The following is a 13,808-nucleotide window of genomic DNA, read 5'->3' on the forward strand; positions in this document are numbered from 1 at the left end:
CCTATCGCAGCACAAAAACCTCACCGCCCAAAACGCCCACATGCATGGGAATTTGAAGTGCGGTGCCGTCATCGTCAAATTGAAGTTGAAAGAGCGGCTGATGCTGATTGTTGAGCAAGGCATACACTGCAGCTCGACGAACCGGAAGCAAACACCACGATTGAGAATCCCATACGCAGTCCGGGAAAATTCCATGTGCGGTGATGCGCCGAAGATGCTGTTGAAAATCATGATGAACCTGCTGCGCATCCAAACCGTATGCAATGGCGATCTCCCTGTTTCTAACTGAGAAGAAAGGCAGCAAAAGGGTAGTTTTTTTCTCTTGCATCAGACGCAAGAGCTGGAGAATGAAGTCTTGGATTTTTTGCAGATCCTGACCATCGCTGCTTGCCTGCATCACGTCCAGGTAACGCCATTTCGGAAAGGACACGGGCAGATCAACACAAACATCGATCAGTCGGTTTTTCTCCAAACGTTCTCCACGTAACAGCGATTCTTCAAATTCATACAAGACCTGAGGCTGAACAAGTACATCGGCACCCCTGTCTTTCTGTAACTCGACGCACACACGACTGTGGGTATCATTCAGTACGCTTCCCAGCAAAATCACTTGAATCCGGTTTTCACCAGACTGAATAAACTCATGCACCGGCAAACGCATTTCTTGCCCTGAAATCAATTTGCACAAGACCATGCCATTGAGGCACAGCAGCGCATCTGAGCCTGTCACGCACGCGCGTATCAACAAGGTTTTATCCATGCGTTACATTCCAGCTTGCGATGTGCGCTTGTGTGAGCAATGTCGATGAACCGAAGGACCTTCCCAGCAAGGCGTCCGCAAATTGCCAGTGATACTGCAACTCTGAATGACTCAAACTCAATTCAAGATCTACGCAGTGCGTATCGGCATTTACGTGACCCTGCAAGCGAATGGTCAGGTATCCAGCCACACCGGGGGGCGTACTCAATACAGCCTGACCAACCGCCAAGGGTGTGGTGCAGTTCACCACCACAGGCACAGTGTGCTCACGGATTAGAAACGGTTCCCCGAAGGGCAGTTGCCCCTCGTCCCATGCATGGGACAAACACCATTGCGTTTGCGAGTTCTGCTCGGGTTGCACAGTGAGGTACATGCGCACGCCCTTGTGCACAAGGCTTGCATGCCATTGAATTGCATCTGCCTGAATTTCCACTGATGCGTTGCCTTGTACTTTGAACTGAAACTTGTGCCCCACCTTCTCCCATGCGGCAGTCAGTTGCATGGCGAAATCAAGCAAAGACTTTTGTACCAACACCTGCGCTTCACTGAGAGAACGCTGAGATTGCCAAGTGGACTGAAGAGCTTGCTTATCGCTCGCCGGGCATTCAAGTGGCCTGCGATCGAACTTGAACTGCAGCTGCCTTGCATCCAGCAAAGCGACATGGTGCGCAACTGTGAACTTGTTGTGGCGCATTTCACCAAAACTGCATTGAGCAACAACAGCTTGGAGGCTAAGTGCAGTTTCGCATCGGGGCAACGCCTGAAGGCACACTTGTTGAATCAATGCCGACGGTGTGAATTTTCCAGATACCTTGTGCCGGAAACCCGACTCTGTGCACAAGTGATTAATGTCCTCGGAAAAAGGAGGCAAATGATCTGAATTCAAAATTCCGTCGTGAGTACAAGCCAAATACAGAAGACTTGGATCGGCCTTCGAATTCACTGCGGCAGGCAAACTCACGGTGCTGTTCAATGGCGCAAGCCAGATCTCATCAAACCGGCCCAGACCCGCAAAAATTTGTTGTATTCGATCCAGATTTTGCTGCAGATTCTGTGAATCATGAGACTGCTCAACACACAGCTTCAAACACACATCAAACGAATTATTCGTTTGTAGGGTCTGTAGCAGTGTGGTCATGCAACATGCTTCAGTGAGCACGCAATAAAGCGCTTGTGTTTGCTCGGCGGCACCGTGTAGTCCCTGGTCTGCCAACGCTGAAATACAAGCGACAAGCCGCGTATTGAAATCAGTCTGTTGACTATAGCCATGACTGATGTCCAGATCCGTCAGGGTCGCTGACACTCGCAGAAGGTGATCTGCTCGCGCCAACTTGGAGAAACGTTCCTTGAGGTCCAGGGTGATCATGCCGCAACCTTTTTGACAAGCAAACCATCCAGACCCAATTGATACAATTCAATCGCGTGAATATTGTCCGCGTTGTCATTGGCTACGAATCCGAAAGCCTGAATCGGACCAAACATGAAACTTAGCTCTGAACCTTCAAGCGAGTTCAGTGCCAGCTTGAGATAACGTGGGTCAAACCAAGGCCACACTCGATTCTGTCCAAACTCATCTTGAAGATAACGAATCTTTCTCAGTTGATTTTTCAGTGCGCTGCCAGGCTGTTCGTTGAGCAAAACAACATAGCCACGGTTTGTCGGCTTCCATGGCCAATGCTCGGAAGACTTCCCAGCCGAACTCGAGAGCTCGAGAACTCCCGTTGGGCAGTCTACCGGGACAACGCCCCCCACTGTTTGCCCAGAGAACGACGGGAATTCAGCCACAACTTTTCCGGATGAAATCAGATCGCTTGGGGCCACACCAAAGACGCTCAACATGATGTGCAATCAGGAAATCGGATCAAGCGGTGGCTCAACCACGGAAGGAGCCTGAGCTTGCTCGGGCGGCGCAGGCGAGGCGCTGGCAGCACCCGAGCCCCCACCGCCTGAATTGACTGAAATGGAGGGTCCGCTCATCGTGATTCCGGCGGCTGAAATCGACAATGAGGAGCCACCCACATTGAGTGAAAGACTGGAACCAGCGGTAAGCTTCAGACTGGCACCGGCTTTTAGATTCCCTTGTGCTGCAGTACTCAAGCTCAAATTTCCACTGGCATCGAGCTCGGTGCTTCCTCCAGACTTGATGGACAGTTGGCCCGTGGTGCTGACTGCAATTTGCCCCTGATTAATCAGACCCAACAATCCTTGTACAGTGGCGAGAAGATCGTCGTTCACGGTGAGGTGCAAGGCTTTCTCGATTTGCTGACTGACCTGACCCAACACGGTACGAGATACATCTGCCTTGATTTCTTCAATCAGGTTGCCGTGTACAAGGCTGTTTGAATTGCCGCCAATTTCTGTATTGCTGTTGTTTTTGATCAAGCTGAGATAATCTTTTTCTGCTTGAAACCACACATATTCACTGCCAAGTTTGTCTTCGAATCGAAGCTCATTGAAATTGGAGGGAGTACCCTTCTCAGTAGATTGGGTGCGCCAACCTGATACTGTTTTGTGATTGGGCAATGGATAGGGAACCATTTGCTCAGCGTTGTAGGCAACCCCTGTAATCAAGGGGCGATCGGGATCGCCGTCTTCAAAGGACACGACAACCTCTTGCCCAATGCGTGGAATGGCAATAAATCCCCAACCTTTTCCAGCAGCCGGTGTTGCAACACGAACCCAACATGAACTGTCCTGATTGCGCTTGCCGTAACGATCCCAGTAGAACTGCACTTTCACGCGTCCAAATTCATCAGTGTGAATTTCACGCCCTTCAGGCCCAACCACCAAAGCAGGCAAGGGGCCTTTCACATGCGGCTTTCTGGATTTGCGCTCTGGTCGGTATGGTTGAACCGATTCAATGGCTTCAAACTGGCAGTCAAAATCGGACTGTGCTCCGCCATTGGCCTCGGGTTCGGCTTCGTAAATTGCCAAATGGGTACTGACAATCAACAAGCTATTGGAGAATGCTGGATTGTCTTTGCACACCGACGTTAGCAGGCAACCTGTGCTGACACCGCGTGCTGTTGTGCTGCCACTGAAAATTTGTTGACGCGCCTGGGCTTCTTGGTGTCGCAGTTTGCTGTAGTGAGCCCCCTCGCCTTCGTCATTGTATTCCCCTGGATACTCAAACACTTCAAAAGCCGAGTTATAGGATTCAGACTTGCCTTGCGAATTGACCAGCAAAGACGTGGAAGGCGTTTTGAAGTTGTAATCCGACTGTGCGTGCCTGGGGGGCTCAATCGATTTTTTCAACGACAAGCTGGAAATGACTTCTTCTGGACTCAATCGCCCGCCCAAAGAACCCGGATTGTAATTAAGCGATTCGTAACCGGGGTAAGGTGCATGGCTTGTACCGGAATCCACCAGCACCAAGGTGTGCTGATTCTCGGCATGCTCGAAATAAAAATAAACGCCTTCTTGTTCAAGCACGCGCCGAATGAAATTCAGGTCACTTTCGCCAAACTGCACTACGTATTCCCACACACGCTTGGCTCCCAGGGTGCGATCAGAAAAACGCACGGACGAATGGGCGTGCCGGCCAATGACCTCGGCCACGATATCGGGAATACTTTTGTGCTGATAAACACGAAACTCCTGATTTTTACTCAACAACCAGGACCATGATTTCAACTCAACACGATAAGAACAGCGCCCACTGATCGCCATGGAGGTTTGCTCCATTTCCACGACCACACCATCGAAGTAGCGCTTTTGTTGCTCCCGAGTCTCAAAACCCAGGCAAAGATTCTTTCCGAGGAAATCATCGGCATTCAAGGTGGCGACATCCGATTCAAGGTAGACGGTGCCAGTGCTGTTTTCCGACAAGGACTCCAGAAGGCGAGCCGATCTGAAGTGCAGTTCTTCCAGCGGCACTGCGCCGCTCATGGTGATCAGTCTGTTCATGTGATGAGGTGATTGTGTTATCAGGGCAAACGGCTGATTTCAACCCGGCGGTTGGCCGGCGCAAATGGATTGTTCACATCTGCCAGTTTCTCGGCACCCTTGCCTTCAATGCGCAACAAGGCTGGCGAGACCCCTTTCTGGATCAAATAGCTTTTGACCGCTTTGGCCCGATCGGCTGAAAGTGCCTGATTCAAAGGTTCGTTGCCACTTGCATCCGCATGGCCAGTCACCAGCACCGGGGCTGAGTCGGCGGGTCGATTGCTCAAGACCTTCGCAAAGACATCGAGCTGCTTTTTTAAATCGACCGGTAGTTCTGCGGAACCCAACTGAAAGTGGGCATTCGGAATCGAGAAGCGCACCGCGGGCTTGAAGCCCATGCACTTGAAACCGTTCTTGCGCAATTCCTCGCAAGCCTCTTCGGGAAACAAACCCTCTTTGACCTGTTCGACTGCGGGAACTGTACCGGCCAGATCAACCACCAAGGACTCTGCATGACCAGGTGAAAGCATGCTGAAGAAAAACGGCACTGCCAATGAACACTTCAGAATGGATTTATCAAACATAGCTACTCCGAAATAGGTAGGAGATTGGTAAAAAAATCACCTTAAAAAATCTCGTGTTAGGATTTTTCGCGACTTGGGCGTCGAGTCTATTCCTTTTGAAAAAAGTCGCTCAAAGAGTGATACATCCCCATCAGCAGAGAGTGAAACTCATCCCCCGTTATGACTAAAAACAACCGCGTCATCTGGAGTGAGGGCCTTTTCCTTCAGCCCCAACATTTCCAGCAACAAGAACGACATTTCGAGCACGAGGTCCATATAAGGACCGCTCACTTCAATGCGCACTGCCATGGTTTTCATGAATTGAAACTGGATCAAGACTTGCTGTTGGCCGGAAAAATTTCGATCTTGAAAGCATCGGGCTATTTTCCGGATGGAAGTTACTTTTCCATTCCCGATCAAGACCCGGCTCCGGCATGCCTGGACCTTTCAAGCAACGTGAAAGACAACAAGATTTTTTTGACATTGGCCCGACCGCATTGGCAGGCTCAACATGTGGCTTGGTGTGCCGAGAATCCCGAAACCGGTGTTCAGCCAGACACACGATATGTGGCTCAAGGCGCGGAAATCCTCAGTATTTATGACCACGAGCTTGAAGCACAGACCATTGAAGTGGGACAACTCAATATGTTTCTAAGCGCTGGGCAACAGATCCGAGACGGCGTGGTTGGTCTGCAAATCTGTGAACTGCGCGAGACCAAACACGGCATGCCGCAAGTCGACGAAACTTTTATAGAACCCTGCTTGTGCGGCATTCAGAATAGCAATATTCGTCGTGCGCTGGAAACAGTGGTCAGTTTGCTCCAAAGCAAAATTGATCAGCTTCGACAACGGCGTGTGCGCAAGGGTAGCCACAACAGCTCCGAAATTGGCGATTTTCTGCTGCTACAAAGTTGCATTGAACACCGTTTGGTTTTTTTGCATTTGCTGACCAGCCACAGGCTACACCCCGAGTCTGCCTATATTCGACTGCTTGAATGCCTGGGTTCCGTAACCTTGTATGGTGACGACTCTGCCGCTGACTTTAGCCCCGCCTACGACCATGACAACATTCGTACCGCTTTCTCCCCAGTGCTGGCCGCCATCAGAAATGCTTTGGCATCCATGCATGACCAACACGCCGTTCAAATTCCACTTAACCTAAAACAAAGCGGCGTACACCTGGCACAAATTACAGACCGCACCTTACTCACCGATGCCCATTTCTATTTAACAGTGCATGCGCTTGCACCGGAAGAACTCGTACAGCGTCAATTCCCAAGCACCGTGAAAATTGGCCCAGCGGAGAAACTGCGCGATCTTGTCAATTTGAACTTGCCAGGAATCCGCTTGAAGCCCGTTCAGCAAAACCCGCCAGCCTTGCCCTACTATGCAGACCATCTTTACTTTCAACTGGAAACCCGCGCCGAGGTACTTTGGAAAATACTGGATCAAACCGGGCATTTGGCGATTCACTACGCGGGAGATTTGCCAGAGCTAAGAATGGAACTGTGGGCTGTTAGACGCGAACAGGAGCGCTTGCTTTGAATCCACTTGACCCCTTTTCAGCCTTGAGTGGCGAGCGCACCATTATTAAACCCCGGCTGGGTAAAACGGGTAAAACAAATACCCACGCGATTGACTCGATTGACAACATTCTCGGCCCAGTGTCCCAATCGAAACCCATGGGTCAAGATTCACCACAAGCTGCACAGAGTCAACTGAATCAGCTGCTCAGTCAGTTGAAAAACTGCCCACCGGCGAGCAAGAACATTCTGTTGATTCAGACTTCGCATTTGCTTCGCCTGATGTGCACCGTCGCTGAGATGGCTGACCTGCCTTCCCCCAAGTTACTTTCCACAACCTTGTCGGCAGGCCTGCTAGAACTCGACCGCTCCTTGGAATTACTTCAGCGACCGCAGGCTGAAAGGCTTTCAGTGCGCTATTTGTTGTGTACCTACATGGATGAGCGCGCTGCGAACACACCCTGGGGTGGCGCCGGGCAATGGGCCAGCCACAGTTTGCTGCATCAGTTTTTCAGTGAGACCTGGGGCGGTGAAAAAGTATTTGCACTGATCCAGAAAATGATGCAAAACCCAACAGAAAACCGTGACCTGCTTGGTTTGATGGCAGTTGTTCTCAGTCTTGGGCTTCAAGGAAAATACAAAGTCGAACCAGGCGGCGAGTCTGCCCTGAACCAATTGCGCTCCAGGCTATTTCAGCTTGTTTCGTTGAACTTGAATACGGGGACTCGCGGCTTGCATCCTGATCTTTGGCAGTCAAAAGCACCCAGTCCAAACCATCGATTTTTACAGATTCCGCTCTGGTTGCCCATGAGTGCAATGTGTTTAATCGGCGCAATCTTCTTTGTTGGCCTTTACTTCGATATGAACACGCAGTCCGATACGGTTTTCAATGAAATCGCCGCCATTTCTTTTCCACAACCTGAGTTCACAAAATCACAAGTTCAACCATTGCCGCCTGCTGTTGGGCTTGAATTACCAAGCCAGCTACAACAGGAAATTATTGGCGGCCAACTCACCTTGAAACAATCGGGCAACAGGTCCACTGTCGTGTTGGTGGGTGATGGCCTGTTCAGCTCGGGTAGCGCTGAACTTTCACCCGATGCCTTGCCACTGGTCGACAAAGTTGCGCAGGAACTGGCGCAGCACCCCGGTCAAATCACGGTAACGGGATACACCGACAATCAGCCGATTCGATCAATCCGTTTCCCATCGAACTGGCAACTGTCCGCAGCACGGGCCGACCACGTGGGCCAACGGATCGCCATTCATTTGCCCAATGTGGCCATTGCCACAGAAGGAGCAGGTGCAGCCAACCCGATTGCACCCAATGACACGTCCGAAGGTCGAGCCTTGAATCGTCGTGTCGAAATTACCCTGCTTCATGCCCAATAAAACACCTTCGAGTTCACTATGTTTTTGAGATTTGCTTTAAGCCTTTTTGCGTTTTCAGGGTTTGCTGTATTCATTTGGCTGGTCGGTCCCATCATTGCGATTGGCGAAATAAAACCGTTTGAAAAATGGTGGGCCCAAGCCCTGTTGATTTTGATTGTCGGGCTGCTTGTTTTTATTCCACTGACCTGGCGCTGGTGGAAAGTTCGCACAGCTGAGCAGGCATTGAAAGCGGGACTGACCCGCCAGGATGAACAGGCTTTTGCACAAACTGCGAAGCTTCAGGATATCTTCAACCAGGCGGTGCACATGCTCAAGCAGCATCAATCCCGAAAGGCCTGGTATCAAAGCAAACCAGGTTTATACCAACTTCCCTGGTATGTCATGATTGGTCCGCCTGGCAGCGGCAAAACCACTGCCCTGAAAAATGCAGGTCTGCGTTTTCCGCTGCAAGACCCCTTGGGAAAAGATGCGATCAAGGGTGTGGGGGGAACCCGAAATTGCGACTGGTGGTTTACGGATCAAGCGGTCCTGATCGACACAGCCGGCCGCTTCACCACACAGGATTCAGACCACAACACCGACTCGGCAGGATGGAATTCGTTTCTGAGCCTGCTCAAGAAACATCGCCCCAAGCAACCACTCAACGGCGTATTGCTCACGATCAGCGTTCAAGAATTACTGGACAGTGAATCAAAGCAAAAAGACACAGCCACCAAGATTGCCCTACGCCTTCAGGAAATGATCCGTGCGCTGGGCATGTGTCCGCCGGTGTATGTGTTGATCACCAAACTCGACTTGCTGACCGGTTTTCGTGAAACCTTTGGGCGACTCGCCGAAGTTGATCGAGCCAAGGCCTGGGGAATCAATTTTGAACACCCCAATACTTTGGACACAACGCTGAAACAGACGCTACCCAATGCGTTAAGCCACATGGTTGAGCACCTGGGCGAGCAACTTAACCAACGACTTGAGGAAGAGGAACAAGAAAACAGACGCATCAAACTGTTTGAATTTCCACTGGCCTTTGCCCAACTGAAGCCCGCTATTGAAGGTCTTCTACAGCAGGCACTGCAATCAGACAGTCCATTTGAGCAACCCGTTGTGCTGCGTGGAGTTTATCTGAGCAGCGGCACTCAGGAAGGCAATGTATTTGATCGAATTGCACTGGGCATTGCCCCGAATAAAGCACTGGAAACGCCCACAGGCAAGCAGGGTAAAAGTTTTTTCATTCGTGAATTGTTGGCCAAAGTTGTTTTTCAAGAACAGCATTTGGCCGGGTACGTTAAAAAAACGGCACTGTTTGAACGCGCAATTTACATCGGCCTGTTAGGTGGCTCGGCGGCCCTGCTGTCTTTGTTGTTGCTTGGCTGGTGGATTAGCTACAGCAACAACAGCACGACGCTTGATCAAACCTTGCAGACAAGCCGTGCAGTGTCCGGGCAGGCGTCTACCTTGCAGACCGAGTCGCAGGCCTCTTTGCAACCCCTGTTCTCGGCGCTTAGCCGGCTGCAAGATATTGCTCAACCCAGCCCAGCGGGTTTTACACACCATCTTGGATTAAACCAGGACGACAAATTGCGCCAAGCCGAACAATTGGCCTATCACAAAGCGCTTGAAACAGCGTTGATGCCAAGGATTGCAAAGCGGTTGGAGGACAGGTTACGTACGGCCCTGAACCAAGACATGGAACTGGCCTACGAGTCGTTGAAAGCGTATGTCATGATTCATTCACCCACACATTATGATGCGCAGGCGCTGGCGAGCTGGGTGGTGTTTGACTGGCAGCAGAATGTTCTGGCCAGCTATGCGCCGCCGCTGCAAGACGCCGCCATACAACACCTGCAAGCAGCAATTGCCCTGGGGGCACCAGGTGGTTTGCCTGAGAAAGACGATGAGCTGATTGAAACCGCACGACAAGTGATTGGCGCTCAGGCTCTGGATGACAGGCTGTACAAGCGCATGGTTCGATTTTACAGACCAGAACCCAATGGCGGCTTTAATTTGATCGGTGCGGTGGGCGCAAGTTCAGCTGCGATATTTACGCGGCCCAGTGGTCAATCCTTAAGCCAGGGAATTGATGCGATCTACACACGTGACACCTACATCAAGTACTTTCTAAAACAGTTGCCAGATCAAGCGAATCGCCTGACACAGGAATCCAGCTGGGTGATGGGAGAAAGTAGAACAAGCAGCTCAGTCAAGGCAACTCAAATATCCGAACTTCTGAGTCAGGTTCGCGGTTTGTACATTCGCGATTACATCCGTATTTGGGACAGCTATCTGAAAGATGTCCAGATTCAGCGACCCGCCCAGTTTGAACAAGCGGTTGATCTTGCGCGGGTTCTGGCATCGCCTCAATCTCCCTTGAAAAAATTCCTTGAAGAGGTTTCGGAAAATACCCGGCTTGCAGGTGGACTGGTGAAAACTGGCGAGAAACTTGAGACGCTCACCAACCAGAAAGCCCAACAAACCTTGTCCCCAAGCGCGGCGCTTTTGGCAGGTTCCGATTTTAAAGCCACAGACTTTGAGGCGCCGCTCGAGCAACAGGTCGACGATTACTTCAGCGACATCAACAACCTATTTGAAGGCAATCCACCTGCATACAACCAGGTGTCTGGCTTGTTGAATGATCTTTACGCACAACTGGCGGCCATTGCCAGTGCAAAAAAAAGCAAGTCTGCGCCACCACCTGCGGCTTCCATGGATTCATTGCAGGTGGGTGCCGGGGTTTTACCAGAACCAGTTCGCGCCATTGTCGGGCAATTGGCAGGGCAAGGCAGTGCGCAGGGCCGTGCAGCCGAGCGAGCCAATCTAAGCGCTGACCTGCGGCCACTGCAGGAAATTTGTCGGCGAACTGTGTCCAATCGCTACCCCATTCACCCCGGATCGGGTCTGGATGTACTAAGCGATGACTTTGCCCGTTTTTTTGCACCGAATGGATTGATGGATCAGTTTTTCATGAGCCGCCTAAGCCAGGTGGTGGATACCGGCGGGCCGAGCTGGAAACTGAAACCGCTCGGTGACGGATCGCAAGCACCGAACAACCCGTCGCTGATTCAATTTCAGCGTGCCGCAAGAATTCGCGACGTATTTTTCTCAGGCAATTCTGCAGTGGCGAAATTTGATGTGGAAATGCGCTTGGTGCAATCAAGCCACCCGAGCGATGTTTTTTATCTTGAAACCAATGGGGAGTTGAAAATGTTTTCTAAACAGTTTCAACCTAGTCACCGCATTCAATGGGGTGGGCAGGCCCCTTCGAGCACTTTGCGCATCCGGGCATCCGAGGGTGCGCACAAAACTTACAACGGCCCCTGGGCCTTGTTTCGAATGTTTGATGCCGCGCAAATCGAGAACACGGAGCGCCCGGAAAAGTTCAGGGCACGCTTTGTACTTGAAGGCAAACAGTTTGATTTTGAGGTATTGGCCAATTCGGCATTCAATCCACTTCGCTTAAGTGAACTTCGGCAGTTTAGATGTCCGGGGAATTTATGAAACGGGAAAAACGCGCGGTGTCCTGGTTTGGCAAACTGCCTTGTGTCGGCGATTTTTGTAGTAACAACATGTCTGAGCCCCTGCTTAACGCTTTGGATCTTTGGCTAAGCGCAGCCATGCAAAATGGTCACGAAAAACATGGCGCTGCCTGGACAAACGCATACTATCAGGCCCCAATGCACGGTTTTCTGTTGGGGGGAAAAGCCCTGCCAGCCCTGAGCGGTCAAAGTGCAGTCGGTGTGATCATGCCCTCTGTGGACAAAGCGGGCCGCGCGTTTCCTTTTGTACTCATGGAGCAACTGGACAGTGCTTTAACAACGCGCCCGAATCACGAAGAATTGGCAAGGTGGTTTTTACAGGCGCACACACTATGCGCCAGCGCGCTGGATGAAGAGTGGACATTGAAACGGTTCGGCGATGCGCTTGATCTTCTGCCCGAACTGCAAAGTACACACGCCTTGACCACCGAAGATACTGACAGCCATTGGTATCGGCTTGAGTTCTCGGGTTCGGTCCAATGGTTGACACGATACCAAGGGCTGCCCGATATCAGTGCCTTTGAAACGCTGTTTGGTTTGAATACAGCGCCATGACAGCAGACATTACCGTGATTCAGCCTGCGCCCACCGATTCAGGCCATCTCGACAAGCCCGGCAGTCCTGACACGCTTACGCACGGCACACAAATTGAGGGACTTGAAATTCGCGATGTCATCGGAATTGGTGGATTTGGCATTGTTTACAAAGCCTGGGACCCCATGCTCGAGCGGCTGGTTGCGCTCAAAGAATACTTCCCAAGTGCACTCGCCGTACGTACACCAAGAGGTACTGTGAAAGTAAGGGAAGAGCGACACCGCGGCACCTACGAATCGGGCTTGAGCAGCTTTGTGAATGAAGCGCGTTTGTTGGCCCAGTTCGACCATGCAGCACTTGTCAAGGTATACCGATTCTGGGAAATGCAGGGCACCGCTTACATGGTCATGCCCTTGTATCAGGGCATAACACTGAAGCAGTATGCAGCCCAACACGCCGAACCCATTTCGAATGACCTGCTGCTGAATTGGCTTGTGGCATTGACCGAGGCCCTGGAATGCATGCATGCGCAGCAGTGCTATCACCGTGATATTTCACCCGAAAATATCATTATTCAGGAAGGCACCGGGCTTCCCATTCTTCTTGATTTTGGTGCCGCACGCAGAGCAATTGGCAGTGTCTCGCAACCATTTACGGTGATATTGAAAGCGAGCTACGCACCCATAGAACAATATGCCGAGGTGCCCACCATGACGCAAGGTCCCTGGACTGACGTGTATGCACTGGCCGCTGTTGCACATTATTTGATCACTGGCAAAACACCTCCTTCATCGGTCAGTCGATTGGTCAATGACACTTACGTGCCGCTAGAATCCCGGGTTGAATTGCAGTTCAATGCAGAAATCAAACAAGCCATTGACCATGCCTTGCGTGTACAGGTGCATGACAGAACTGCCAGCATGGCCGATTTTCGCAACGCCCTGCAGCCAAAATCGAGCGCGAACTTGCCGCACGTTTTAACTTCATCCCGAACTACAAAACGTTTGACAATGGGGGTTGTATCCGCAGCATTGTTTGCGGTGGCGTTTGCGGGTATCGCCTTGCTTGGCGTCACAACGAACAATACGTCTGAAGACGTTGTTGCAAAACCCACAGTAATTGCAATGCAAGCCGAACCCGAAATACCTGACAACCCGATTGCCCCTGTATTTCAAAAGGTACTCGCCAAAGCGGAGAGCGCCTTGAGTATTCACATGGACAATCCTGTACTGAAAATCGGTGAGGACTTGTTGAGGTTTCAGGTTCAATCGCCATTGAACGGATATGTGGCCGTGTATGTGCTGTCATCTGATCAATCAGTCATTCAGTTGCTACCCAATGTTCGCGTGCCCCAGGTCACGATCAAGGCGAATGAAAAAATACTGCTGCCTCCTGGCAATGAACCCATACAGGCAACGGGACCCGCCGGCAGCAACCAATTTCTGGTCATCGTCACAGAAGACCCGCGTGACTACTCACAACTGAACATGACTGACCATTACGGATTTGGATTGATTCAGGAAAACAGCGCACCGCTGGAGGGCGTGACCACCTGCACAACAACAGCTTGCGGCGACGGACTGGCGGCCGCCTGGTTCTCGGTGGACGAAGTGGATTAATT

General features: G+C 51.2%; 10 protein-coding genes. 5 read left to right on the top strand and 5 right to left on the bottom strand.

Annotated features, from left to right (window positions below; all coding sequences use genetic code 11):
- Nucleotide 1: 1 nt before the first annotated feature.
- The 5 genes from FRIGORI9N_RS07230 to FRIGORI9N_RS07250 are packed head-to-tail and all read right to left on the bottom strand — an operon-like array spanning nucleotide 2 to nucleotide 5,229.
- On the bottom strand, nucleotides 2–760 hold the full coding sequence (locus FRIGORI9N_RS07230; protein WP_159569125.1) for a hypothetical protein: 759 nt from the start codon (nucleotides 758–760) through the stop codon (nucleotides 2–4).
- Nucleotides 753–2,126 (bottom strand): hypothetical protein, encoded by a 1,374-nt coding sequence (locus FRIGORI9N_RS07235; protein ID WP_159569126.1) that lies wholly within the window; start codon nucleotides 2,124–2,126, stop codon nucleotides 753–755. The genes FRIGORI9N_RS07230 and FRIGORI9N_RS07235 overlap by 8 nt, the downstream gene beginning before the upstream one ends.
- Nucleotides 2,123–2,599, bottom strand: a complete 477-nt coding sequence (locus FRIGORI9N_RS07240; RefSeq protein ID WP_159569127.1) for a hypothetical protein — start codon at nucleotides 2,597–2,599, stop codon at nucleotides 2,123–2,125. The genes FRIGORI9N_RS07235 and FRIGORI9N_RS07240 overlap by 4 nt, the downstream gene beginning before the upstream one ends.
- 9 nt (nucleotides 2,600–2,608) lie before the next feature.
- Nucleotides 2,609–4,666 (bottom strand): type VI secretion system Vgr family protein, encoded by a 2,058-nt coding sequence (locus FRIGORI9N_RS07245; RefSeq protein ID WP_159569128.1) that lies wholly within the window; start codon nucleotides 4,664–4,666, stop codon nucleotides 2,609–2,611.
- A gap of 20 nt (nucleotides 4,667–4,686) precedes the next feature.
- The gene (locus FRIGORI9N_RS07250) at nucleotides 4,687–5,229 is read right to left on the bottom strand and encodes an OmpA family protein (protein WP_159569129.1); all 543 of its coding nucleotides are present in this window, start codon (nucleotides 5,227–5,229) and stop codon (nucleotides 4,687–4,689) included.
- 159 nt (nucleotides 5,230–5,388) lie between these two features.
- On the opposite strand from FRIGORI9N_RS07250, the gene tssK reads away from it, so the two are divergent.
- Genes tssK through FRIGORI9N_RS07275 form a run of 5 tightly spaced genes read left to right on the top strand, consistent with a single transcriptional unit; the run spans nucleotide 5,389 to nucleotide 13,806 of the window.
- Nucleotides 5,389–6,753 carry a type VI secretion system baseplate subunit TssK gene (gene tssK, locus FRIGORI9N_RS07255; RefSeq protein WP_159569130.1) on the top strand — a complete coding sequence of 455 codons (1,365 nt, stop codon included), beginning with the start codon at nucleotides 5,389–5,391 and terminating at the stop codon, nucleotides 6,751–6,753.
- Entirely contained in the window at nucleotides 6,750–8,123 is a 1,374-nt protein-coding gene (gene tssL / locus FRIGORI9N_RS07260) for a type VI secretion system protein TssL, long form (protein WP_159569131.1), read from the top strand. The genes tssK and tssL overlap by 4 nt, the downstream gene beginning before the upstream one ends.
- A gap of 18 nt (nucleotides 8,124–8,141) precedes the next feature.
- Nucleotides 8,142–11,615: a type VI secretion system membrane subunit TssM gene (tssM, locus tag FRIGORI9N_RS07265; RefSeq protein WP_159569132.1), complete on the top strand. Its 3,474-nt coding sequence runs from the start codon at nucleotides 8,142–8,144 to the stop codon at nucleotides 11,613–11,615.
- Nucleotides 11,612–12,208, top strand: a complete 597-nt coding sequence (gene tagF / locus FRIGORI9N_RS07270; RefSeq protein WP_159569133.1) for a type VI secretion system-associated protein TagF — start codon at nucleotides 11,612–11,614, stop codon at nucleotides 12,206–12,208. The genes tssM and tagF overlap by 4 nt, the downstream gene beginning before the upstream one ends.
- The gene (locus FRIGORI9N_RS07275; protein WP_159569134.1) at nucleotides 12,205–13,806 is read left to right on the top strand and encodes a serine/threonine-protein kinase; all 1,602 of its coding nucleotides are present in this window, start codon (nucleotides 12,205–12,207) and stop codon (nucleotides 13,804–13,806) included. The genes tagF and FRIGORI9N_RS07275 overlap by 4 nt, the downstream gene beginning before the upstream one ends.
- Nucleotides 13,807–13,808 lie beyond the last annotated feature (2 nt).

Source organism: Limnobacter sp. 130 (assembly GCF_902506325.1).
GTDB lineage: Bacteria > Pseudomonadota > Gammaproteobacteria > Burkholderiales > Burkholderiaceae_B > Limnobacter.

What these genes read in the sequence shown, in the direction of transcription:
- FRIGORI9N_RS07230 (WP_159569125.1), bottom strand. Translation starts at nt 760, where the DNA reads ATGGATAAAACCTTGTTGATACGCGCGTGCGTGACAGGCTCAGATGCG.
- FRIGORI9N_RS07235 (WP_159569126.1), bottom strand. Translation starts at nt 2,126, where the DNA reads ATGATCACCCTGGACCTCAAGGAACGTTTCTCCAAGTTGGCGCGAGCA.
- FRIGORI9N_RS07240 (WP_159569127.1), bottom strand. Translation starts at nt 2,599, where the DNA reads ATGTTGAGCGTCTTTGGTGTGGCCCCAAGCGATCTGATTTCATCCGGA.
- FRIGORI9N_RS07245 (WP_159569128.1), bottom strand. Translation starts at nt 4,666, where the DNA reads ATGAACAGACTGATCACCATGAGCGGCGCAGTGCCGCTGGAAGAACTG.
- FRIGORI9N_RS07250 (WP_159569129.1), bottom strand. Translation starts at nt 5,229, where the DNA reads ATGTTTGATAAATCCATTCTGAAGTGTTCATTGGCAGTGCCGTTTTTC.
- tssK (WP_159569130.1), top strand. Translation starts at nt 5,389, where the DNA reads ATGACTAAAAACAACCGCGTCATCTGGAGTGAGGGCCTTTTCCTTCAG.
- tssM (WP_159569132.1), top strand. Translation starts at nt 8,142, where the DNA reads ATGTTTTTGAGATTTGCTTTAAGCCTTTTTGCGTTTTCAGGGTTTGCT.
- tagF (WP_159569133.1), top strand. Translation starts at nt 11,612, where the DNA reads ATGAAACGGGAAAAACGCGCGGTGTCCTGGTTTGGCAAACTGCCTTGT.
- FRIGORI9N_RS07275 (WP_159569134.1), top strand. Translation starts at nt 12,205, where the DNA reads ATGACAGCAGACATTACCGTGATTCAGCCTGCGCCCACCGATTCAGGC.